The sequence below is a fragment of the Paenibacillus sp. FSL K6-2524 genome (genome assembly GCF_038005525.1).
Lineage (GTDB): Bacteria > Bacillota > Bacilli > Paenibacillales > Paenibacillaceae > Fontibacillus > Fontibacillus anaericanus.
The window spans coordinates 3,395,015-3,418,968 of sequence record NZ_JBBOSP010000001.1 but is presented as its reverse complement, the minus strand read 5'-3'; the positions used below and the strand labels follow the sequence as shown (position 1 = coordinate 3,418,968).

Annotated in this window: 27 protein-coding genes; 26 read left to right on the top strand and 1 reads right to left on the bottom strand. The window is 43.1% G+C overall.

What is annotated here, in order from left to right; all coding sequences use genetic code 11:
* Positions 1–2: 2 nt before the first annotated feature.
* The 19 genes from arsC to NST85_RS15550 all read left to right on the top strand — a co-directional run bounded on the left by arsC (position 3) and on the right by NST85_RS15550 (position 17,721).
* The gene (gene arsC, locus NST85_RS15640) at positions 3–422 is read left to right on the top strand and encodes an arsenate reductase (thioredoxin) (protein ID WP_127192820.1); all 420 of its coding nucleotides are present in this window, start codon (positions 3–5) and stop codon (positions 420–422) included.
* A gap of 156 nt (positions 423–578) precedes the next feature.
* Positions 579–1,640 (top strand): selenide, water dikinase SelD, encoded by a 1,062-nt coding sequence (gene selD, locus NST85_RS15635; RefSeq protein WP_341189742.1) that lies wholly within the window; start codon positions 579–581, stop codon positions 1,638–1,640.
* Between the two features lie 60 nt (positions 1,641–1,700).
* Positions 1,701–2,738 (top strand): tRNA 2-selenouridine(34) synthase MnmH, encoded by a 1,038-nt coding sequence (mnmH, locus tag NST85_RS15630; RefSeq protein WP_341189741.1) that lies wholly within the window; start codon positions 1,701–1,703, stop codon positions 2,736–2,738.
* A gap of 230 nt (positions 2,739–2,968) precedes the next feature.
* Positions 2,969–3,877 (top strand): chitosanase, encoded by a 909-nt coding sequence (locus NST85_RS15625; RefSeq protein WP_341189740.1) that lies wholly within the window; start codon positions 2,969–2,971, stop codon positions 3,875–3,877.
* Between the two features lie 199 nt (positions 3,878–4,076).
* Complete coding sequence (locus NST85_RS15620; RefSeq protein WP_341189739.1) at positions 4,077–5,027, top strand: LacI family DNA-binding transcriptional regulator; 951 nt, start codon at positions 4,077–4,079, stop codon at positions 5,025–5,027.
* Between the two features lie 82 nt (positions 5,028–5,109).
* Entirely contained in the window at positions 5,110–5,748 is a 639-nt protein-coding gene (locus NST85_RS15615) for an HAD family hydrolase (protein WP_341189738.1), read from the top strand.
* Positions 5,749–5,975: 227 nt separating this feature from the next.
* Positions 5,976–6,401, top strand: coding sequence for a DMT family transporter (locus NST85_RS15610; RefSeq protein WP_341189737.1), 426 nt, complete (start codon positions 5,976–5,978; stop codon positions 6,399–6,401).
* A 51-nt stretch (positions 6,402–6,452) separates the two neighbouring features.
* Complete coding sequence (locus NST85_RS15605; protein WP_341189736.1) at positions 6,453–7,151, top strand: Crp/Fnr family transcriptional regulator; 699 nt, start codon at positions 6,453–6,455, stop codon at positions 7,149–7,151.
* A 30-nt stretch (positions 7,152–7,181) separates the two neighbouring features.
* Positions 7,182–7,664, top strand: coding sequence for a DMT family transporter (locus NST85_RS15600; RefSeq protein ID WP_341189735.1), 483 nt, complete (start codon positions 7,182–7,184; stop codon positions 7,662–7,664).
* A gap of 26 nt (positions 7,665–7,690) precedes the next feature.
* Positions 7,691–8,092 carry an NUDIX hydrolase gene (locus NST85_RS15595; RefSeq protein WP_341189734.1) on the top strand — a complete coding sequence of 134 codons (402 nt, stop codon included), beginning with the start codon at positions 7,691–7,693 and terminating at the stop codon, positions 8,090–8,092.
* 205 nt (positions 8,093–8,297) lie between these two features.
* The gene (locus tag NST85_RS15590; RefSeq protein ID WP_246054150.1) at positions 8,298–10,061 is read left to right on the top strand and encodes a sensor histidine kinase; all 1,764 of its coding nucleotides are present in this window, start codon (positions 8,298–8,300) and stop codon (positions 10,059–10,061) included.
* Positions 10,058–10,858: a response regulator transcription factor gene (locus NST85_RS15585; protein WP_127192804.1), complete on the top strand. Its 801-nt coding sequence runs from the start codon at positions 10,058–10,060 to the stop codon at positions 10,856–10,858. Before NST85_RS15590 ends, NST85_RS15585 begins: the two co-directional genes overlap by 4 nt.
* Positions 10,858–12,180, top strand: a complete 1,323-nt coding sequence (locus NST85_RS15580) for an extracellular solute-binding protein (protein ID WP_127192803.1) — start codon at positions 10,858–10,860, stop codon at positions 12,178–12,180. Before NST85_RS15585 ends, NST85_RS15580 begins: the two co-directional genes overlap by 1 nt.
* Before the next feature lie 168 nt (positions 12,181–12,348).
* On the top strand, positions 12,349–12,765 hold the full coding sequence (locus NST85_RS15575; protein ID WP_246054465.1) for an HTH domain-containing protein: 417 nt from the start codon (positions 12,349–12,351) through the stop codon (positions 12,763–12,765).
* Positions 12,762–13,667, top strand: a complete 906-nt coding sequence (locus tag NST85_RS15570) for an IS3 family transposase (RefSeq protein ID WP_246054466.1) — start codon at positions 12,762–12,764, stop codon at positions 13,665–13,667. Before NST85_RS15575 ends, NST85_RS15570 begins: the two co-directional genes overlap by 4 nt.
* A gap of 231 nt (positions 13,668–13,898) precedes the next feature.
* On the top strand, positions 13,899–15,311 hold the full coding sequence (locus NST85_RS15565) for an ABC transporter substrate-binding protein (RefSeq protein ID WP_246054148.1): 1,413 nt from the start codon (positions 13,899–13,901) through the stop codon (positions 15,309–15,311).
* Between the two features lie 60 nt (positions 15,312–15,371).
* The gene (locus tag NST85_RS15560) at positions 15,372–16,346 is read left to right on the top strand and encodes a carbohydrate ABC transporter permease (RefSeq protein WP_127192802.1); all 975 of its coding nucleotides are present in this window, start codon (positions 15,372–15,374) and stop codon (positions 16,344–16,346) included.
* A 3-nt stretch (positions 16,347–16,349) separates the two neighbouring features.
* Positions 16,350–17,204: a carbohydrate ABC transporter permease gene (locus NST85_RS15555; protein WP_127192801.1), complete on the top strand. Its 855-nt coding sequence runs from the start codon at positions 16,350–16,352 to the stop codon at positions 17,202–17,204.
* A 211-nt stretch (positions 17,205–17,415) separates the two neighbouring features.
* On the top strand, positions 17,416–17,721 hold the full coding sequence (locus tag NST85_RS15550) for a DUF3889 domain-containing protein (protein ID WP_127192800.1): 306 nt from the start codon (positions 17,416–17,418) through the stop codon (positions 17,719–17,721).
* 35 nt (positions 17,722–17,756) lie between these two features.
* On the opposite strand, the gene NST85_RS15545 is transcribed toward NST85_RS15550, so the two are convergent.
* On the bottom strand, positions 17,757–18,623 hold the full coding sequence (locus tag NST85_RS15545) for a pentapeptide repeat-containing protein (protein ID WP_127192799.1): 867 nt from the start codon (positions 18,621–18,623) through the stop codon (positions 17,757–17,759).
* A gap of 158 nt (positions 18,624–18,781) precedes the next feature.
* Here NST85_RS15545 and NST85_RS15540 point away from each other — a divergent pair, with 158 nt between their 5' ends.
* From NST85_RS15540 to NST85_RS15510, 7 genes are all read left to right on the top strand, one after another.
* Positions 18,782–19,519, top strand: a complete 738-nt coding sequence (locus NST85_RS15540) for an MBL fold metallo-hydrolase (RefSeq protein WP_341189733.1) — start codon at positions 18,782–18,784, stop codon at positions 19,517–19,519.
* 151 nt (positions 19,520–19,670) lie between these two features.
* Complete coding sequence (locus NST85_RS15535; protein WP_127192797.1) at positions 19,671–20,033, top strand: globin domain-containing protein; 363 nt, start codon at positions 19,671–19,673, stop codon at positions 20,031–20,033.
* Positions 20,034–20,084: 51 nt separating this feature from the next.
* Positions 20,085–21,008 carry a UDP-N-acetylmuramate dehydrogenase gene (gene murB, locus NST85_RS15530; protein ID WP_341189732.1) on the top strand — a complete coding sequence of 308 codons (924 nt, stop codon included), beginning with the start codon at positions 20,085–20,087 and terminating at the stop codon, positions 21,006–21,008.
* A 22-nt stretch (positions 21,009–21,030) separates the two neighbouring features.
* A complete protein-coding gene (locus tag NST85_RS15525; RefSeq protein WP_341189731.1) occupies positions 21,031–21,993 on the top strand; it encodes a bifunctional riboflavin kinase/FAD synthetase in 963 nt (320 codons plus the stop codon).
* 30 nt (positions 21,994–22,023) lie between these two features.
* Positions 22,024–22,674 carry a helix-turn-helix transcriptional regulator gene (locus tag NST85_RS15520; protein ID WP_341189730.1) on the top strand — a complete coding sequence of 217 codons (651 nt, stop codon included), beginning with the start codon at positions 22,024–22,026 and terminating at the stop codon, positions 22,672–22,674.
* Positions 22,675–22,689: 15 nt separating this feature from the next.
* Positions 22,690–23,376, top strand: coding sequence for an HAD-IA family hydrolase (locus NST85_RS15515; RefSeq protein WP_341189729.1), 687 nt, complete (start codon positions 22,690–22,692; stop codon positions 23,374–23,376).
* On the top strand, positions 23,373–23,939 hold the full coding sequence (locus NST85_RS15510) for a sugar O-acetyltransferase (RefSeq protein WP_341189728.1): 567 nt from the start codon (positions 23,373–23,375) through the stop codon (positions 23,937–23,939). Before NST85_RS15515 ends, NST85_RS15510 begins: the two co-directional genes overlap by 4 nt.
* Positions 23,940–23,954 lie beyond the last annotated feature (15 nt).

The window sequence follows — 23,954 nt, the reverse complement described above, 5'->3', positions numbered from 1 at the left end:
TTATGCAGAAGAAGACGATATATTTCTTGTGTACCGGGAATTCTTGCCGAAGTCAAATAGCAGAAGGTTGGGCCAAAAGATACTTGGGGGACAACTGGGATGTATACAGCGCAGGCATAGAAGCGCATGGACTTAACCCAAATGCCGTTAGGGCGATGAATGAGGTAGATATTGATATTTCAGGTCAAACGTCAGATATTATTGATCCAGAACTACTTAACCGTGCAGATTTAGTAGTTACATTATGCGGTGATGCAGCCGATCGTTGTCCAATGACACCTCCGCATGTGCAGCGTGAACATTGGGGGTTTGATGACCCTGCTAAAGCTCAAGGAACTGATGAACAAAAATGGGCCGTGTTCCAAAGAGTCCGTGACCAGGTTGGTGAGCGGATAAGACAATTTGCGGAGACAGGCGAATAACAATGAGAGACAGCCGAGATTATTCTCGGCTGCTTTTCTTTAACCCTTGATATATGCGATACGGTATAGAGCTATTTTTATTTTGTACAATAATAATTGCATCGTGTAAGATTAAATAAGTAGTTTTATATCACTAAAGGAGCTGGAACATCCATTATGTCACAAGCTGAAACAATAAAATTGACTTCATTATCTTCCAAAGGAGGTTGCGGCTGCAAAATAGGTCCTGCCGATCTTAGTCAGGTTCTACGTAGTCTCCCACCTACTGTACCAAATCCCAATTTGTTAGTAGGAACAGATACTAGTGACGATGCGGGTGTATACCGCTTAAATGATGAGCTAGCTTTAGTGCAAACTCTAGATTTCTTCACGCCGATTGTAGACGACCCTTATTCATTTGGACAGATTGCAGCTGCCAATGCTCTAAGTGATATCTATGCCATGGGAGGCAAGCCGCTTACGGTACTTAATATTGTAGCTTTTCCGATCTCAGTTCTTGATAAAAGTGTTCTCACGGATATTTTGCGTGGTGCAGCAGATAAAGTACAGGAAGCAGGAGCTACGCTTGTAGGCGGTCACTCTATCGACGATAAAGAGCCGAAATTTGGCTTATCTGTTACAGGACTTATCCACCCGGACAAAGTTAGAACGAATGCAGCAGCCCGCGTGGGAGACAAGCTCATTTTGACCAAACCTATCGGTGTGGGTATCTTAACTACTTCTATTAAGAAGGATCAATTATCTGCAGACGAAACAACACGTCTTATTCAGGTCATGTCTACGCTTAATAAAACGGCTGCTGAAATTATGGAACCTTATGATGTCCATGCTTGTACGGACGTAACTGGATTTGGTCTGCTCGGCCATGCTTCAGAAATGGCAAAAGGAAGCGGATTGGGTCTAATAATTCATCAGGACGCTGTACCTTTACTACCTAGAGTAAGGGAACTAGCTGAAGAAGGTTTTGTGCCTGGAGGGACTAAGAATAACTTTGCTCATTTGGAGGGAAGTATCCTTTATCCTGAGCATATGGATCAGATCAGCCGTTACATCCTATGTGATGCAGTAACATCAGGCGGATTGTTAATCTCTGTTGCCGAAGAGCAAAGCGATAAATTACTAGCGGAACTTCGAGATGCCGGTGTAGAAGCCGCCATGATTGGTGAAGTAACGAAGGATCATCCTGGGCAGATCACAGTGACCGCGAAGCAAGTATAAATTGAATCTGCATCAGAGGACTTCTATTCGCCGCTGTACAGAACTAGAGGAGAGAAAGCTTTGTTTCAGGATATTACTATAGAAGAGCTAAGAATGCTAAAGGAAAGTAAAGAGCTGACAATTGTTGATGTCCGTTCACCTTCCGAATATGATGACTCAACGCTGCCTGGTAGTCTGAATATACCTTTATTCGATGATCAGGAACGGGCAGAAGTTGGTACGCTATATAAGCAGACCAGTGTGCAGGCTGCGAAAGACCGGGGGTTGGAGATTGTATCCGCCAAACTACCAGTTTTTATTAAAGAGTTTGGAGCGTTACCAGGAGACAAGGTCGTATTCTGTTGGAGGGGAGGGATGCGAAGCCGTACTTCAGCAACCGTACTTTCCTTAATGGATATTCACGCCTACCGGCTGGTTGGTGGTTACAAGGCATACCGCAAATGGGTATTGGACAACCTGGATTCCTACAATTTCAAGCCAAAGTCTTATGTTTTTCATGGATATACAGGAACTGGTAAAACAAACCTTCTTCATCGCCTGAAGAGATTAGGTCATCCCGTGATGGATTTGGAGGGGTTGGCAGGGCACCGTGGCTCCATATTTGGACAAATTGGGCTCAAGCCAAACAATCAGAAAACCTTTGATAGCCTTCTACTTGAGCATTTGATCGAGCTGGAGCATTCTCCTTATGTTCTATTTGAAGCTGAGAGTTCACGGATTGGAAAAGTTGTTATGCCGTCATTCATGACTCAGCAGAAAGAAGTGGGAACGCAAATTTGGATTGAAATGCCGCTTGAGTCTAGAGTGCAGCAAATTCTCGAGGATTATCGACCAGAACAATTCAAGGAGCAATATATTACTGCATTCCGGGCAATCAAATCTCGGATTCACGTACCGGTTGCAATAGAGATCGAACGATGCTTGCAGGCGGACTTGTTCGCTGAGGCTGTGAAGCTGATACTGGAGTATTATTATGATCCAAGGTACAACCATTCTTCCCATCAATATGAGGGAGTCGAGAAGGTTGCTTTCACGGTAAACAACTTAGATGAAGCAGAAGCTGCCGTAATCTCTTATCTGTCCAGCCAGAGTATGTAGTAGTATCTTTATTAATTAGCTCCTATCAAAGGATTTTTTCTTCCATGATAGGAGTCTATTTGATTAAGGAGCATCATCATTTAATTCGTATATATGGATGAAAAAATAATTTTAAATAATGATGACTAAAAAAAGGAAATATTACCATACATATAGAATAGACATGATGAGGGGAGGAAACCTGCTGCACAAATGTTAAAGCGCTTACACTTTTAGAAGGAGTGATTAATTTGTTAAACACCAAACAGAATTCAGGTTCAAAGAGATTGAAGTTTTCTTTCTTGGTCTTACTTAGCTTTGTAATTACTATTTCATTTGGCCTTCTGTCTAATCCTTTTCAATCAAAAAGTTATGCAGCAACGAACCCCGATAGCAACTTTTCGCCGGCAACACTTAAATTTTTAAAGGACAACACAGGTCTTGATGGTGAGCAATGGAACAATATTATGAAGCTTGTTAACAAACCGGAGCAGGACGATCTTAATTGGACCAATTATTATGGATATTGCGAGAAACTAACGGATAAACGTGGATTTACTATAGGCATATTTGGGGCAACTACTGGTGGGGCAAATGATACTGGACCAGATGGACCTGATCTATTCAAGGAATACGACAAGGTAAAGGGAGCAACGAATCCATCAGTTAGCGGAGCATTGAAGAGACTTGGTATTAATGGCTCCATGAGTGGTTCAATCTTGGTCATCAAAGACAGTGATAGTGCCTTCATCAAGAAAATTAACGCCCTGCAAAACGACCTAGCATGGAGAGAAGCAATGTGGAAAACCTTCTATAATGTTTATATTAAATATAGTGTACAGCAAGCAAACCAACGGGGATTTAAAACTGCCTTAACCATTGGCTCATTTGTTGATGCAGCTTTGAATCATGGGGCAACAGGGGACTCCAACAGTCTTCAAGGACTTCTAAAGAAATCCGGAACTAGCACAAATGAGAAGACTTTTATGACTAGTTTCTACGCGAAGCGTACATTGATTGTGGATACAAATGATTACAACCAAGCACCAAATGGAAAGAATCGTGTTAAGCAGTGGAGCACTCTACTCAGCCAAGGTGAAACCGATCTAAAAGGTGCAGATGCAGCTATTGTTAAAGTGACGAATTGGGAGATGCAATAAAGTTGTAAATCCATTTTTTTATTGACTTAAAGTTAAACCGCTTTAACTTTACTGGTTGAAGAAGTGATTTATTACAAATAATAATTAACAGAGAACCCGGCAATTATTGCGGGTTCTTTTTTTTACCAATACACCGAGTTAAACTTACAAAATAAGTTATAATAAATGAAATAAATATACATTTAGAAAGAAGGACTGTATGGCTAACATTAACGAGATTGCTAAGATAGCTGGTGTATCCGTCTCGACTGTGTCGAGGGTGCTAAATCATCATAAATACGTATCTGAAGACAAACGCGCAGCAGTCCAGAAAGTAATTAATGACATGAACTACACGCCGAATAGAAATGCAATCGACCTCATTCGCGGCGAAACCAAAACGATTGGATTCATCATTCCTTACAACAATAATCAAGCGTTTGATCAAATGTTGCACGGTGCACTTAATAAGTCTGTGGAGAAAGGTTATACGATCACTGTACTACCCACAAAATACAATAAAGAGAAAGAGATAGAATATCTCTCTATGCTAAAGAATAAATTGCTAGATGGAATCGTGATCACTTCGAGAGCAAATCCCTGGGAAGCCATCATACCTTATTCGCAATATGGGGAAGTAGTTTCTTGTGAATACACGGAACATCCCGAAATTGGATGTGCATACATAGATAGATACTCCTCTTATCTTGAAGTATTTCAATATCTTAAGGAGAAAGGGCACACCACCGTAGCCTTTACTGCTGCTAGAGGGATGCAAAGCGTCAGTACTCAACAAACGATAGCAGCTTATAAAGAAATCTTTGGAGAGCTTCGACCAGAATTGTACTATCCAGATTGCTATAACATGGAGGACGGCTATCTTGCTGGAAAGAAGTTATTTGCTTTACCTGCAAGACCAACTGCAATATATGCTAATGGAGATGAAATAGCTGGTGGGATTTATCAGTACGCTCGTTCCCTACATATGAATATACCTGATGATTTAGCTATTATAGGCCAAGAAAATCAACCCATTGGTATAGCATTAGATTTTTCTTCGGTTGACCATCAATTAATCAAAGTTGGAGAACAAGCTTTTGATCTAGTCATCCAGAAATCAAGACAAAAGGTTAATATCCCTTATCGAATTATTCATCGTTCATCAATCTAAGCAAATCTATGTGTTGACATGAAATCCATTTCATACTTTACCATGTGCTTAATACGAAGAATACATGGGAGGATGATCGATTATGTATACTACATTTATTTATGATGTTGATGGAACACTAATTAATACTGAGTTAGCGATATTAAGTTCACTCCAGAAGATGCTTAAGATAGATTACGATAGAGACTTTGGGCAACATGAATTGTTATTTGCACTTGGAATCCCAGGAACTTATGCACTTCGGCAATTAGGGATTCATGAGATGAGCATCCCCATGGCAGAAGCTCGGTGGAATTACTTTACAAAGGATTTTTCTAGTTCCATCGAAGTGTTTAATGGCATTAATGATTTAATGAATATAGCTCAAGAGAGTGAAATCACTCAAGGTATTGTAACATCGAGAACATCTGAAGAATTCATAAATGATTTTGTTCCGTTTGGTCTTACGAGCTATTTAACACACATTGTCGTTGCGGATGATACGGAGAGACACAAGCCAAATCCTGATCCCTTATTAAAGTTTCTCGAGATCTCAGGTGCTGATCCTTCAACATCTATTTATATAGGCGATACGATATATGATTATGAATGCGCACGAGATGCTGGGGTAGATTTTGGGTTAGCGTTATGGGGTTGTAAGAATCCTGAGCAAATCCCGGCAAAATATAAATTTGAAACACCATTTGATATCATCAAGTTGCTAAATCAAGTCAAAGTTTAAACAATATACTTAATGTGATTAAATAATATCAAAAATGAGTTGATGGTTAGCTTTCTTCTACTTAATAAATCTACCTAAAGGGTATCACCACAGCCTGAGAAATCGGGTTTTTTTTGTGTTAGTCAGGCGAAATCTGTTACTTTTCAAAAGCTTAGGACATATGTCCTTCCCATATGACCGGTTATATAATTTAATTAAGACACAGCTAAATAGGGGAGAGAGAAGTCATGAGAGGGATTTTATTTGCGTTTTTAGGCGGGGCCTTTATTACCTTGCAAGGTGTTGCAAATGCTCGGATTAGTCAAGATATTGGAACTTGGCAAGCGGCGGCAGTAACCCAGTTTACCGGATTTGTTGCGGCCTTTTTAATTCTAATGGTCGTGAGAGAGAAAAATTGGCAAGGTTTGAACAAAGTGAAGCCGTTATATCTTGCGGGTGGCGCTTTTGCGGCTGTCATTATCTTCTCTAATGTTACCGCTATTCAACATGTTGGAGTTACCTTAACTGTATCGACTGTGATGATTTCTCAGCTATGTATGACATTCTTAATTGATACTAAAGGCTGGTTTGGCTTAGTGAAGCAGAGGATGCAGCTTCCGCAATTCATTGGAATCGCGATGATGATCGCTGGTGTAGTGATATTAAAATTTTGATAAACTAATCAGTAGACATCACTCTTGACAAGCTGGAGACGAAACCAAGCAATGAAAGAAATTCAAGACCGGAAGTTACTACATTCTTACATACAATCGCATCATATCGAGTCCATATTTAATGAACCATTAATACCGCACTTATCGTTGTACAGCTTTGATCAGGGGGAACTCATTTGTTCCCAAGGCGAACCATCACAGCACCTTTATGTACTTGTTAAGGGGAAAATTAAAATTTATAACCAATCTGCAGAAGGCAGGAGACTGGTGATCTCTTTTAAAACGCCGCTTGAAGTGATCGGGGACATTGAATATATTCAGGGGATCGATATTATCAATACTGTTGAGGCGGTATCACCTGTCTGTATGATTGGTGTTCATTATCGCTGGCTGAAGCAATTCAGTAGTGATTATTCTCCGCTACTTAATTTTTTGTTGGACATCATTACACGTAAATTTTTGATCAAATCCAATTCCTTTAGTCTTAATTTGATGCATCAGGTGGAAGTCCGGTTGGCTAGTTATATACTGTCTGTCTCTTTTGACGAATCCAATGCTTTATTTAGAGGACAGTTAAGTACATCTAGTTTGACGGATGTATCGAACTTAATTGGAACCAGCTACAGACATCTGAATCGGGTCATCCAAAAGCTTAGTGCAGCAGGCCTCATTGAGCGCAATAGGGAGTATATCGTGGTTAAGGATCGGGAAGGATTAAGTGCGTTGGCAAGTCGTAATATCTACAAATAAAATTAGATATCAAGCAGGGGAGTAGCGGATATGATTCTTGGCCTATTATTAGCGTTTGTCGCTGGTTCATTGGTCGGTATACAAAATATTTTCAACAATAAAGTGAATGTACATGCGGGGTCTTGGTCAACAACTACATTAGTGTTGGGTTTGGGATTCGTTGCCTCACTGACGCTGGGTCTTATCTTTGAAGGTAAGCAAATGTTTGCCTTACAAAACATGCAGCCTTGGTTCTGGTTCAGTGGTTTGATTGGAGTTGGAGTGGTTGTATGTATGGTCAATGGAATCAAGTTACTTGGTCCAACGTATGCCATTTCTATAGTTCTGACAGCACAGCTTGGTTGTGCATTATTATGGGACTCGTTAGGTTGGTTAGGTGTAGAGAAAGTTCCATTTACCCTCAACAAGTTGATTGGTGTGTTGGTTATTGTCGGAGGTGTCATCGTATTTAAATTTGGTGGCGCAAGAAAAGTCCAGCAATCTTCAAAGAAAGCAAGTAAGGCTATAATTTAATAATTATTATAAAGGTGGAGAATTCAATGACAACAAATATAGATAAGATCGCATGGATACACGTTGAAAATGGTCAGCTATTATGCGCTCGTTCTAAGGGCAAAGATCTCTATTATATACCAGGAGGCAAAAGGGAGCCGGGCGAAACGGATAGCGACACGCTTGTGAGAGAAGTAGAAGAAGAATTATCTGTTCGGATCAAGAGCGAAACCATCTCGTATTTTGGAACTTTCGAAGCTGGTGCACACGGTAAATCGGAAGGCGTTATAGTAAAAATGACTTGTTATGTTGCGGAATTTGAAGGAGAATTAAATCCTGCTGCTGAGATAGATGAATTGGCTTGGCTAAACTATAGTGATCGAGACCATGTATCTTCAGTTAGCCAACTGATTTTCGACAAATTGCAGGAGATGAAATTGCTATCGTAGAACTGGTAAGTTGTGTTGACAATACCTGTATCCTTATTGGATTAATCCAATGAGGATACAGTGAATCTAGCACAGCTTTCCACAATTATTCCTTAGCGGATAATTAGTAAACATGCTAATATAATTGCAGGAAGTTTTGAAAGCCCTTACATAGTGGTGCGGGTGATCGTTCCATAATCCCATGAAGAAGGGAGGAAGCTACTGCGTGCGGCGGATACTACCCAGGTTAAATTTCAATACGCTGCGGAATCAAATGCTACTCGGATTTCTCGCTGTCATGCTGATCATTCTGATTTTTGTCGGGGGGATTACATTCCATTCGGTCTCGACGCTGCTCAAGAACAACGCAGAGAAGCATATTCAGCAAACTGCGATTCAGGCTAATGGACGCCTTGAGGGAATTCTCGAACAGATCAATTCTCTAACGACGCTGGTATCGACAAACGAGTATATACAGCAACTGCTTTTACGGGATTTAGAAGGTCAGCCGGCTACTTTTGCGGAACGACAGGCGCTGCCACCTATTATCAATCTGGTCCAAATCTACACGGACGGCATCAAATCAGTTGAGCTTTACAACAAAGACGGGGCGGTGCTATACCCTCTCGATGGCAGCAGCCTGAGAGATAAGGTGCCTGAGGACTGGATTAAACTGGCGACGAGGAAGGAAGGAAGCCTCGTCTGGTTCGGAATCGACCCGCTCGATTCCACATCACTTTTGGCGATTCGACAAATCAGCATCATCGATAGGTATTTCACGACTGGCGGGTATTTGCTCATCCGCTTAGATCGCAGCAAGTTTGCGCTGAAAAGCTCAGTGTCTGGGGAAGGGGAAGCGGAAACAGTGCTGCTCCTCGCTTCAGACGGACAGTTGATCACGTCCAACGATAACACCATTTCAGAAAAGACAGCGGCGATGCTTCTGGAGGGTTCCAATGATCAGATTGCTTCCATCGGTAACAGGTCCTTTATCGTCGTCAAACAGCGGTCTTCCGTATCTGGATGGACGCTGCTCATCTTAACGCCGGTTAACGTCATCACCAAAGGCATATCGGTCTTGCGGACGACCATTGTCGTATCGGCCATCATGGGTACTTTGCTATTCATCTTACTTTCTTTTTTTCTGTCTACCCTAATTACCCGGCCAGTGTTTAAGCTGATCAAAGCCATGAGAGGTACCCGTCTCGGCATTCTGAAGCCCATCGAAAATGTATCGTCCACCATGGAAATTAAGGAACTTAATTATTCCTATAACAAAATGATCGATAACATCAATGAGCTGATCCAGTTGGTTTATGAGAAAGAGTTATCTCGGAGTCACACCGAGTTAAAGGCACTTCAAGCTCAAATCAATCCACATTTTTTGTTTAATACCTTGGATGTTCTGTACTGGTCGCTACTAGACAAGGATCAAGATCAACTGGCCGAGTATGTTGTCGCCATGTCTGATTTATTTCGGTATACCATCACTGGGCCGAGTAAAGGGGAATGGGTGAAGCTGCAAGATGAACTGGAGCATGTGAAGCGATATATGCTCATTATGAAGATGCGATTTGAAGACCGCCTAGATTGGGAAATCGAGGCTCCTCCAGAATTTGCAGATGTAGAGCTACCCAGGTTGTTGCTGCAGCCACTCGTGGAGAATGCCGTATTGCATGGAGTCGAGAGTAAAATTGAACCCGGTTGGATAAGGCTGACGGTCGCGCGCGACGGAGAACGGATTGCCATTACGGTGGAGGACAACGGTGTGGGAATGGATGAGGAAAAGCTGCGCTCCCTTGTGGAAGGGCTGGAAAGCGGGGAAGTGTCTTCGTCTAAAGATTCCGGCGTGGGAATCGCCAATGTGCAGAGGAGACTTCAACTGTTTTTTAATAATGAGCAGAGCGCGGTATTATCCATTGATAGCCGGAAGGGCAAGGGCACTCGTATCAGTATCCAAATTCCTGTCCGAGGAGGCAAAAAGCCATGAGGAGCCGAATGATTCTTATCGTCGACGATGAACTGAGATCGAGAGAAGGAATGAAGAAAATACTTGAGGTATGGGCAGCCGGTCAATATGAGATCCTCACGGCAAGCAATGGGGTCGCCGCTATGCAAATTCTTGAGGAGATTCCCGTGGAACTTATGATAACGGACATACGCATGCCGGAAATCAGCGGGCTTGCTTTAATAAGCCAAATGAGGGAGAAAAGAATCCAGCGTAAGCCATCCGTTATTCTCATCTCCGGCCATGCCGAGTTCGAGTACGCCCAGCAAGCGATTCATTTGTCCGTAGTGGACTATTTACTCAAGCCAGCCAGCCGAGAAAAGCTGATTGCATCCGTAGAGGATGCTCTAAAGGCAGGGGAAGAGCAAGAACATATTGTCTTCATGCGGAAGATGGCTGATCCGCAATTGATGGCCATAAGGGAAGAAGAAGCTGCATTAAGCGATCCGGTCCGCCAGGCGATGCACTATGTGGAAATGCATATAGAGGAGGCGATCAGCCTGCAGGAAGTCGCTGGGCATGTACATCTGAACGGGAGTTATTTCAGTTCGCTTTTCAAAGAGCAATGCCAGATGAACTTCAGCGAATACGTCGCTCGTAGAAAATTGCAGAAAGCAAAGGAATTGCTGTTGAAAACAAATCTGCCCATAGCGGAAATTGCAAGTCGTACCGGTTATCAGACCGTAAAATATTTTAACAAACTGTTTAAGGAGTACGATGGGATGAGTCCGGGACAGTATCGATCCAAAAGGAACGGTATGGATGGCCATATCCAATAATGACTCGACAAGGGGGGATACCCACGAAGAGAATCGTAGTATATTGTGCCGTATTCCTGGTCTTGCTGCTGATAATGACCGCTTGCGGCGGCAACGAAGGGAACAGTTCCAAGAGTAACGGTGAGAAAATAACTTTAAAAATGATGCATCTATGGTCAGATGGCAACAACTCCGCGCAAAACAAAATGGTAAAAGAAATCATCAGTGAGTTTGAAGAAGCCAATCCGAATATCACCATCACGACGGAAGTACTTGAAAATGAACAGTACAAGAGCAAACTGAGGGTGCTTGCCGCATCCAATGATCTGCCGGACATCGGGTTCACTTGGGCAGCCGGTTTCATGGATCCCTATGTTAAGGGAAACAAGTTTGCGGTCATGGACGATCTTTTGCAGGGCGAGTTGAATGGGAAATTCGTAGCTGGCACGACCGAAGCGTATTCATTTGATGGCAAGACGTATGCTCTCCCGGTCGAACTAAACATTGTTCCGATCTATTATAACAAAGAAATATTTTCGAGATATGATCTACAGCCTCCCCAAACCTTAAAAGATCTGAAAGCGATCATCCGAACGCTGAACGATAACGGAGTTCCCCCCGTTACACTTGGCGGTAAGGACGGTTGGCCGGCTTCCTTCTGGTACATGTACTTGGCTGATCGTATAGGGGGACCGGACCTACTGGATAAAGCCGTTGTGAACCAGGACTTCACAGACCCTTCCTTGCTTGAGGCTGCAAGACAAGTAGAAGAGCTGGTGAACCTGAACACATTCATCAAAGGATATAATGGTTTATCCAATGACGAAGCCAAAGAACAGTTTATGAACGGGAATTCGGCCATGTACGCCATAGGTACTTGGGAACTGCCTAATTACACGACCGCTGAGGACGTATCCGAAGAATTTAAAGCCAAGATAGGTTATTTCAAGTTCCCGACGGTTGCAGGTGGCAAAGGCAATGTTGATGATTGGGTTGGTGGTCCAGGGACAGGATTGTTTGTTTCTCAACATTCTGAGTATGCTCGGGAGGCTAAAAGTTTCGTCAGCTTCTTCGTTCAGAAATGGGGAGAGCATTCCGTTGTTGATGCGGGTGTAATACCCGCTACCAAAGTAGATACCGCGGCCATCAAGCTCCCGCAAATGTTCATTGATCTATTAGACGAATTGAACAAGGCCAACAAAGTAACCCTTTATCTAGATACCCAGATGAAGCCAGCCGCTTCCAGTAGGCACATTAATCAGGTTCAGGCGTTGTTCGGCAAAGCGGTCACTCCGGAAGAATTCATCAAGAAACAGGATGAAGCCCTAAAAGCGGGTAAGTAAACAAAGGTAATGTCACGGATAATTGAGACCCCAAGGTAGAGTGAACTGTGACCCGTAAGATGGAAACTTTGAAAAAAGTGACCCTCTTACGGGTCATTTGTGTTTTAATCGAACTATTGAAACAAAACCGTGGAAGAACTCATCAATAAAACGAGAGGTGATTTAAAGATGTTCAACGAAAATGAGATTAAACAGCTAGAGGGGAATCCAAATGTCGAGAACGTGACGGAGAAGAGTATTACGTATTCACCTACGTTTAAACTTGCAGCAGTTAAGGCCTATAAAGAGGGACAAACCCCGATGGAGATTTTCCTCAAAGCCGGATTTAATATGGATATTATCGGTCGTAAGAAACCCAAGCATTGCCTAAACCGTTGGCGTAATTCTTACCAGGCTCATGGAGAAGATGGACTGCTTGAGAATCATCGGGGAAAAGGATCTACGGGCAGAAGACCTGCAGGAGAACTCTCCACCGAAGAAAAACTAAAACGTGCGGAAGCACGAATCAAGCTACTTGAGATGGAGAATGACTTTTTAAAAAAGCTCGAGGCGCTCGAAAAGCAGAAAATGCTGAGGAAACGTTGACACCCTCCGAGCGCTTCCAGATCATTAACCACACCATCCGCAAGCACGGCCTACAGCGTATGACGCGCTACCTATGCAAGTTGGCCCATGTGAGTTTAAGCGGTTATTACCGCTGGCTTGCGGCTGAGGAATCCAGACAGTTACGAGAGGAAGCAGATGAGCGTGACGCTTTCCTTATCCAAAAGCACTTTGACGATTTGAATGGTAAAGCTGGAGCCTTAGTAGTGAAGATGAGACTTGAACGGAAGAGCAGCGTTGTCATGAACCACAAGAAGATTCGAAGATTAATGCGAAAATATAACCTTATTGCTACGATTCGGCAAGCCAATCCCTATCGTAAGATGGCGAAAGCTACAAAAGAGCACCAAACATGTCCAAATCTACTAAAGCGTGAGTTTGACCAAGGAGAGCCTGAGAAGGTACTGCTGACGGATATAACCTATATGCACTATGGGCATGGACAATGTGCCTATCTGTCCGTGGTGAAGGATGGATCGACGAGACAAGTTTTGGCTCATTATCTCTCCTCCTCTTTGGCCCTATCGCTAGTGGAACGGACTATGGAAAGGTTGCTGGATCGACTGGATAGCAATATTCATCCTGAGGCCATTTTACACTCTGACCAAGGGATGCATTATACTCACCCAAAGTTTCATCTTCTCGTCAATAAGGCTGGCATTAAGCAGTCCATGTCCCGCAAAGGGAATTGCTGGGATAATGCCTCGATGGAGACATTCTTCGGTCATATGAAGGATGAGCTAGAGTATAAATCGTGTACGACCATTCAGGAATTACGAGTTCGAGTAAATGACTATATGGAATATTACAATACGGAGCGTTACCAGTGGACATTAAAACAGATGACTCCTGATGAATTCAGAAGTCATCTGTTGACTGCCTAACGAAAGGCTCTTTTTCAGAACTGTCTACAAATAAGGTCACAGTTCAGAGATCCCTTGGTGTCTTTTTTTATTAAAGAAAGTATAAGTTCCTAACGGATTCCAAGGAACACAACCCAAAAATAGTGGAAGTATCCCCAAAGAATGGTTCCTTATGCGAATGGATCATTGGATCTATAATTATGTATGCGGTTACATAAAACCGAGGAATCAATATAAAAGGGGAGGTTAAGTATGAAACGCATGAAAGGTATGAAACGTATTTTCGTCGGACTCTCTGCAATACTGGTGATGTCATCTGTTCTTACTGCATGTGGTGGGAAATCAAACACAGACTCATCCAGCTCAAACTCAAGTCAAGCTCCATCAACTAACACTGCCGCGGAGCCAGCAAAAAGTGATTCGAAAGTCACCATCAATCTCTGGAGCTTCACGGACGAGATTCCGAACATGACCAAAAAGTATAAAGAAACTCATCCCGACGCGAATGTGGAGTTCAAAACCACGATTGTCGCAACCACCGATGGAGCTTATCAACCGGCTCTTGATCAGGCCCTAGCCGGTGGCGGCAAAGATGCCCCGGACATTTATGCAGCTGAAGCTGCGTTCGTACTCAAGTATACACAAGGTGATGCATCCTCCTATGCTGCCAACTATGCTGACCTGGGCCTTGACGACCAAATGGTAAAGGACGCTGGCATCGCCCAATACTCAGTTGACATCGGAAGTTTAGACGGTAATCTGAAAGGTCTTGGCTATCAGGCGACCGGCGGATCTTTCATCTATCGGCGATCGATTGCCAAGGATGTTTTTGGAACGGACGATCCGGCAACGATTAAAACTGAAGTGGGACCTGGCTGGGATAAGTTCTACGAAGCAGCTGCAAAGCTAAAAGCCAAAGGATATGGCATAGTTTCTGGAGACGGAGATATTTGGCACGCGATCGAGAACAGTTCTGACAAAGGCTGGATTGTCGATGGAAAGCTTCATATCGATCCTAAGCGCGAAGAGTTCCTTGATCTCTCCAAAAAGCTGAAAGATAATAGCTATCACAACGATACACAAGACTGGCAGGAAGGATGGTTCGCCGATATGTCCGGCACAGGTGTCAAACCGGTATTCGGTTTCTTCGGTCCTGCTTGGCTCATTAACTATACGTTAAGCGATAATGCAAAAGATACAAATGGTGACTGGGCAGTTACTGAGCCACCAACAGGCTTCTTCTGGGGAGGAACTTGGTTACTCGCTAACAAAGACGTAGTCAAGGACGAAGCCAAGAAACAAGCTGTTGCGGACTTCATCAAGTGGGTAACGCTCGATACTTCTGAAACTGGCCTCCAGTACTACTGGGCTAACGGAACGATGAAAGATGGCGAGCAAGGCGCGAAGGACAGCGTTGCTTCCTCCGTTGTCATGGATAAGTCTAACGGCGAATTACCATTGGTTGGCGGACAGAACATATTCGACATCTTTGTTCCGGCCAATGCCAACGCATCCGGTAAGAACTTGACTCAATACGACGAAACGATTAACAAGTTATGGCGCGATCAAGTACGCGAATACACTGCGGGCAACAAAGATCGTGACAAAGCGATTGAAACATTCAAGCAACAAGTCAAAGACCAACTTGACATCGATAGCGAATAAGTAGGAGCTGAAGGGGCGGGTATTCCCGCCCCTTCATATCAATTAATGAGGTGAGAGAGCATGCGCCGCAAAGGTGTCAACTATTCGAAATATGGCTATATTTTTACCTTTCCGTTTGTCCTAGCATTTCTGATTTTCTCGCTGTATCCGATCTTATATACCGCTGTCATCGGGTTCACCGACATGAAGGGATTAATACCAAAACCAATCCATATTATGGAGAATCCTTTTCAAAACTTCAAAGATCTCATTTTTGATAACCCCTCGTTCAGGAAGTCTCTGTTCAACACGGGGTTACTTTGGATTACCAACTTTATTCCCCAGATGGTTCTCGCGCTCTTGCTGACTGCATGGTTCACGAACCGACGCCTCAACATTAAGGGACAAGGCGTGTTCAAAGTTCTGCTCTACATGCCCAATATTATCACTGCGAGTACGATCGCCATACTTTTCAGTACTATGTTTTCTTATCCTATGGGTCCCATAAACAGTTTGTTTCAAACGCTGGGATGGTCCGACGCTCCAATATTCTTTCTTCAGGATAAGACGACAGCGCGAGGTATTGTGTCGTTCATCCAGTTCTGGATGTGGTACGGAAACACCATGATTATCCTTATTGCAGGTGTGATGGGCATAAATCCCGCTCTCTTCGAGTCTGCAGCGATCGATGGCGCAAACGGAATTCAAACCTTCTTCCGTATTACACTGCCAAGTCTGCGTACGATATTGCTCTTTACACTGATTACATCGATGGTTGGTGGCTTGACCATGTTCGATATTCCGCAACTTTTCCTTCTGGGCGGACCAGACGACTCCACGCTAACCACATCCATGTTTATCTACGGGCAAGCGTTCAAGGGCAGCTTTATGTATAATCGCGCTGCAGCGGCGAGCATGCTCATGTTCGGGATCGCGGCGATATTGTCTGGATTGCTGTTCTACCTGATGCGCGACCGCGACGCAGCAAAATTGAAAAAAGCGGAAAAGAAATATAGAACTGAAAAGGCTGCCCAAGCAGCCGTGCGGGAGGTGTAACATATGGCGACAATACAAAAAAGTGGAACCGCCAATCGAAAGATAATTAAGACGATTATCTATATCGTCTGCATCTTGTTGGCGGTGCTCAGCATCCTTCCGTTTTGGATCATGTTTGTAAATGCTACACGCTCTACACCGGAAATCCAAAGTGGTCTCTCGCTGCTTCCTTCGACCCATATGATGAGCAACCTGCGAGTGTTGCTCGACAAGAGCTTCGATCCAATTCAAGGGTTCCTGAATTCGTTCATCATTTCCAGTGCTGCAACCCTTTGTACAGTCTATTTCTCGTCCTTGGCAGCTTATGGACTTGTGACCTATAACTGGAGACTGCGCGGGCCATTCTTCACCTTCATCATGTGTGTGATGTTAATTCCTTCACAGGCAAGCGCAATTGGATTCTATCAGTTCATGTATAAATTGCATTGGACAAACAACTTTCTTCCACTGATTCTACCCGCGATTGCAGCGCCGGCAGTAGTGTTCTTCATGCGTCAATACCTTCTTGCAACTCTGTCTTTAGAGATTGTGGAAGCATCACGCGTAGACGGTTCTGGTGAATTCTCCACATTCAACCGGATCATCTTGCCGCTGATGATGCCAGCAGTGGCGACGCAGGCTATCTTTGCCTTTGTGGCCAATTGGAACAACCTGTTCATGCCGCTGATTCTGCTGACGCAGAAGGAAAAATATACGATGCCGATCATGGTAAGCTTGCTTCGAGGTGATATTTACAGGGTTGAGTTCGGCTCAATCTACATGGGGCTGGCTTTGACGGCTTTACCGCTCTTTGTAGTTTACTTCCTGTTATCCCGTTATATTATCGCGGGCGTAGCGCTGGGTGGGGTGAAAGAATAACCCATTGTTAAGCTGGCATTTGAAGAAGAGCACGTACAATAGGCGGATCTCTGGATAAAGTCAAAATGCTGGTGCTCGATATATAAACATCGAAAAGGCTGCCATGTGGCAGCCTTTTTTTTCTGTTACGGGAATGTTCTGTTTTAGTGTACTAGCGGAACTTATAGGGAATAATTAGAACAAATAAATTCTTTCCAGGTAGGTGCCAGATATGAGAAAAGTTATGATTTCCCTACTAGTTCTGCTCATAGCATCAACAATATCCGTAGGAGCTGCCCCGGATTACGCAAAATGGGGTGCCCTTGCAGTGAAAGAAACACAAAAACGTTACCAGGCGACCATCCTCGATTATAAGCATTTGGGTCGCACTGATTTGACCTCACAAAAATCTGAAGAGAGATTCAAACTATGGCTTGTAAACAAAGAGGGCAAGGAGTTTGGTGTTTACGTCAATATTGAATTTGATCCATCAAACGATAGGGTCCAAAGAATTCGGTTCACTGAAACTGATCGATAGAACAAGGACATCTCTTTATAACGCTATGTTATACGTCAGGACCAATGTTCTGGGCGAGAGAGTGACTTTGGAAACTTTGTCTGCCCATCGCCTTTTGCAGCGCCCAGTTGAGATTGGGTGAGAAAGATACTATTTGAGAGATCGGCACCTCTAAGGTCCGTGTCTCTGAAGTCAGCTCCGATAAGGTCAGCCATTCTAAGATCGGCTCCTCTGAGATCAGCGGCAATAAGGTAAGCCCCTCTTAAGTTAGCCCCTCTAAGATCGGCACCTTTGAGTTTGGCTCCAATAAGATCTGCCCCTCGGCCGAACGACTTCTGACGTCCTGAAATGTTCTTATACTGGCGACGTGCTTCGTCTCGAACGAGTTCGCTTGTCCGAAGAAGCAAAGTATTAACCTTTGCATGGTGAGCTGTCACTTCCAATGCCAGTAGGGCATCAGGACTGAGGAAAGTGAGACTTCCTGTCTCTTCAAGCGTGGCACTCAAGTCGCTGTGTATCGACTGGGTTGCATCCAAAGCCAATGCTTCAGTCAAATACCAGAGTAGCTCTTGGAGTTGCCACATGGTAGGGAACACCTCGAACATTTGCTTCGCGGATTGAGGAGCTTGACGCCAGTCTTGTCCGTTATAGGTGAATTGGGATAACTTTTGTCCCGCACCAAAGCAATCATAAACGGTGCAACCACGAAAGCCCTGATCCCTGAGTTTTGTATGTATACCACAACGGAAGTTGGGTTGAAGGTTGTGGCAGGGTTGTCCGGCGGCTTTATCAATTGCGAAGTCTACTGAAGCCCCGAAAGGCAGTGCAGCACAGCACAATCCAAAGCACTTCTCACAGTCAGCACGTAGACTATGCGAATCGCTATCTGGGGAAGGTCCAGAAAGTACAAGAGTGTCAGTCATATCTATATCCTTCTTTCCTTAATTCATCTTAAAGTAAGGCTATTAAATATTACTACAGAATATGGGTACCATCAATTCATATTTCCGATTCCATTTACAAAAATGAACGACTACATTAATCTAATATAAAACTAGTTGGATAACAGGAGGGACTTCATATGGGCGACTTTCGACTACTCGATATCGAGTTCGAACATAGCGGACAACAACAGATCATAACCCCGATCCTGCTTCAAGATGAGCACGATACGATTCTTGTTGACTGCGGGTATCCTAATTTTATGAGCCTACTTGAAAAAGCAGTTAATCGATACGATATCACACTAGATTCGATTACAAAATTGATCGTGACCCATCATGATATTGATCATATCGGTTCGCTTGCAGCAATAAAACGGACGTATCCGCATATTCAGATTATCGCATATGAAATGGAAGTGCCTTATATAGAAGGAGACAAAAAAGTTATCCGACTTGAGCAGGCAGAGTCCACGTTTGATGAACTTCCTGCAGAGGCAAAACCATATGTACAACAGTTTATGGACAGCTTAAAGGCAGTCGAAACCGTTCGAGTAGACCAGACGGTCACAAATGGTGAGATACTCCCTTGGTGCGGTGGCATCGAAATTGTTCATACACCTGGACATGTACCCGGTCATATTTCGTTATATCTGCCTTCAAGTAAAACTTTAATCGCGGGAGACGTGGTCGTCATCGATCAAGGGAAGCTCGGTATCGCCAACCCCCAATTTGCAGATGATCTAGATGAGGCGCTCCGCTCCGTTAAACTATTGCTCGACTATGACATCGAACAGCTCGTATGCTATCATGGCGGCTTATTTCAAGGTGATGTACATCTAGCACTTCAGCAGCTTGTTCAAGATTATGCAATATAGAGAACTACTTCATGTTCATCAATCGAACTTATGAATTGAGAACCGATTTTTCGGTTCTTTTTCTATTGCTGGGACAAAGATTTACATTATATACTTTTTAAACATTAGTGTATATAATGTTTAACTATAAACGAACTAATAGGGGGTACCCATGGTATTATATGATGAACTTGGCGGGCAACTAGGGATACGTAAGGTTGTTGAATCCTTCTATCCTAAGGTGAAGAAAGATCCTTTATTAGCTCCTTTATTCACGAATGACATTGACTCCATTATGGAGAAACAAGAGATGTTTTTGAGCCAATTTTTTGGTGGTCCTGATTTGTACACGTCGGTGTTCGGACATCCTCGGATGAGAGCACGTCATATGCCTTTTACTATCACTCGTGATCATGCCGATGCTTGGTTATCATGCATGAGTAGGGCACTCGAAGAAACGGTTGAATCAGAAGAACTCAGGCATGCGGTCATTGAACGTTTGAAGGTATCCGCATACTTTTTCGTAAACTCTTAATAATTGTATAATTCATGAATCCGATGATAACTATCGAAGGGAAAGAACTTAATGAATAACGAATTCAACCTCCATAATTATGTGAAAGAAAAGCTGCCGACTCTGGATATCAAGTTTGCTGAGCCGATTAAGAATCATGCCTATACAAAGTTAGGGGGGAGTGCTGATGTCTTCATTACTCCGTCCACGTATGATGAGATCGGCGCAATTCTTCAAGCAGCGAGAGCAGAACATATTCCAATTACCCTACTTGGACATGGTGCTAATCTCATTGTAAAAGATGGTGGCCTGCGCGGTATTACAATGAATCTAAATAAATTTAATGAAATCCGTAGCGAAAATCACACCATTTATGCGCAAGCTGGTGCTTCAATTATAGAGGTATCTAGATATGCATTGGATAAAGAGCTTTCTGGACTTGAGTTTGCTTGTGGCATACCCGGAACGGTTGGTGGTGCATTGTTTATGAATGCTGGCGCCTATGGTGGGCAGATAGAAGATGTCTTAGTTAAAGCAGTGATCATGACTCAAGAAGGGGAACTCTTAACTTTATCCAAGGAAGATTTATCATTCGGATATCGAAAGAGTATTATCTCTGAGAAAAATTATATCGTGCTCGAAGCTGAATTTGCTCTACAACCAGCCGACCTTGCAATGATACAAGCGAAAATGAAGGAATTCACAGAGGCGCGGGAAAGTAAACAACCTTTAGAATATCCTTCATGTGGCAGTGTTTTCAAACGTCCACCGGGTTATTTTGCTGGTAAACTGATTCAAGACTGTGGCCTACAAGGTAAGCGAATTGGCGGAGCAGAGGTATCTACGAAACACGCTGGTTTCATAGTGAATGTAAATAATGCTACGTCTCAGGATTACATTGACTTGATAGAACTCATTAAGAATACGGTGAAACAGAATTTTGATATCGATTTAGAGACAGAAGTCATCATTATTGGTGAAGACCCTACGAATTGAGATAGAAGTGGAGAGGATATACATGGAGATCATTGAAGTTACATCAACCCCACCCATAGATTCAGACTCTCTTGTCCTTGTAATTGGTAAATTTGATGGAGTTCATAAAGGCCATCAAGTGATCCTTGAAACAGCAAGAGAATTTATGGCGGAGAAGGATAAGCTCGCAGTATTGAGTTTTTCCGAGCATCCACAGTGGGTGCTGAGACAGGATCCAAACTTCGAGAAGAAACTCACACCGGAAGATGATAAATTGCGGATTTTAAAAGAATTCGGTGTTGATCGATACTACCTCGTGAAGTTCACAAAAGAATATGCGAAAATTTCAGCTAAAGAATTTATCTTGGATCATATTTCTAAATTAAATGTGAAGCGGATCGTGGTTGGAGAGGGATTCCATTTTGGCAAGGGTAGTGAGTCCAGCACGGAAGAACTCAAATCATTGTGCGCTCAAATCGATGTATCCGTAACGGTTGTACCTTTGATCATGGAAAACGGAAGTGAAGTCAGCAGCAGTACGATTCGTTCATTAGTAGCGGACGGGGAAATGGAAGCTATTCAAGCCCGATTAGGTCGACCTTATACGGTTACTGGAACTGTGATACACGGTAAAAAACTGGGTAGGGAGCTTGGTTTTCCAACGATTAATTTGGGAGGAACAGATTCGTATGTTTTTCCTAAACCAGGGGTTTATATGGGAACTGTAGAGATCCATGATGGAAACTTTGGGCAAACAAACTGGAACGTACTCATTAGTGCCGGATATCGTCCTACCGTAAATGGGACTGGTTATTTGATCGAAGCTTATTTGCTTGATTTCTCAGGGGATTTGTATGGAGCAACCGTCTCTGTTTCATTTTTAAAATATTTGCGTGGAGAAATCAAATTTTCGGGTCTGGAACCACTCATTGCACAGATGACAAACGATAAAATAGAAGCCCAGCGTCTCTTTCAAGAAATGTCATTGTTGCACAATTCACGATAGATTTGAGATTGGACAGGGACGGTGAGGATCATGACGCCAATCGATCAAAGTAAGCTTTCGACGAGACAATACATTATGCAGCTTCTAAAAACTAAAGGTGAGTTAAGTATCAAGGATCTTTCGGAAGCACTGGGGATAACGGTTATGGCTGTCAGCCGTCATATTCAATCATTAGAACGGGATAATCACATTACTTCCAAGAAGATCAGGCAATCCATGGGCAGACCAACGGCTGTTTATTGCCTAACCGATCATTCCAGAGGCTTCTTTCCTGTTAAATACCAAACATTCTCGCTTGAATTATTAGAAGAGATTGAAGATCATTTTGGCGAAGTGGGCATTGAGCAGGTTTTTGAAGGACGTAAGAATAAGATGGTCAAGCTATACGATAGCCACATGCAAGGGCAGGACTTTGCTGATCGTGTTTCAAATCTCGCCAACATTCAGAACGAAAATGGGTACATGGCTGAGTGGGAGCAGATCAATGAGGGTGAGTTTGTGCTTCAGGAACACAATTGCCCGATTGAACAAGTCGCTACGAAATATCAACAGGCTTGTGGGTGCGAATTACAATTATTTGAATCGTTACTAGGCAATGCGGAAGTCAAACGTACGGAATGCCTTGCCGATGGCGGACAAAGATGTACCTATCAAATTAAAAAGAGAGATAACAACAACTAATCAGGAGAAGTTAAAATGCCTTCATCACTTATATTCGATATGGATGGAACGCTGTTTCAGACGAACAAAATCTTAGAGTTGGCTCTAGATGAAACCTTTGCGTATTTGACGTCTCTAAATGAGTGGTCTAACGAAACGCCTCTTCAAAAATATCGTGAGATTATGGGCGTTCCTCTACCCGTAGTATGGGAAACGTTATTACCGACTCATTCAAATGAGATCAGACAAAGGGCAAACGAATTTTTCCATGATAAATTAATTACAAATATTAACAATGGAAACGGTGCCCTCTATCCGCATGTCCGCGAGGTCTTCGATTACTTGAAAGAAACAGGTAGCTCCATCTTTATCGCAAGTAATGGACAAGTCGAATATCTGAATGCCATCGTAAATTATTATAATTTTGATGTATGGGTCACTGAAACCTTCAGTATTCAGCAGATACAAACACAGAATAAGGCTGATCTAGTTAACTTTATTCTAAATAAATATAACATCGAGCATGCTGCAGTGGTCGGGGATAGACTATCTGATATCCATGCTGCAAAAAGCAATGGCTTGATGGCGATTGGCTGTCGGTTTGACTTTTCCCAAGAAGACGAGCTTGCACAAGCGGATGCAATCATTGATGACCTACTTGAATTAAGAACACTAATCAGTGATAAAATGAATACAGAGCATGAGAGAGGAAGTTGGAAATGAACATCAAGACCGAGAAAGAAAAAATGTTAAACGGAGAACTATATATCGCCGCAGATCCACAATTAACCAAAGATCGTGAGAACGCTAGAAGACTGAGTCGTTTATTTAATCAAACAACGGAAACGGAACATGACAAACGAACGGAACTTCTCAAAGAGCTTTTTGGTTCAGCGGCTGGTGACCTTTACATAGAACCATCGTTTCGTTGCGATTATGGTTACAATATCCATGTCGGCAACAATTTTTATGCCAATTTCAACTGTGTCATCCTAGACGTGTGTGAAGTTCGAATCGGAGATAATTGTTTTCTAGCACCAGGCGTACAAATCTATACAGCTACGCACCCGCTAAACCCATTTGAACGTACTTCAGGGGCAGAGTATGGAAAGCCTATAACGATTGGTAATAACGTTTGGATTGGTGGAAGCGCAGTTATAAATCCTGGTATCACGATTGGAGATAATGCGGTTATTGCCTCTGGTGCAGTGGTGACAAAGGATGTACCTGATAATGTAGTTGTTGGTGGGAATCCTGCTAAAGTAATTAAACATATCGAGATTTAATTGAACTACCTCCGT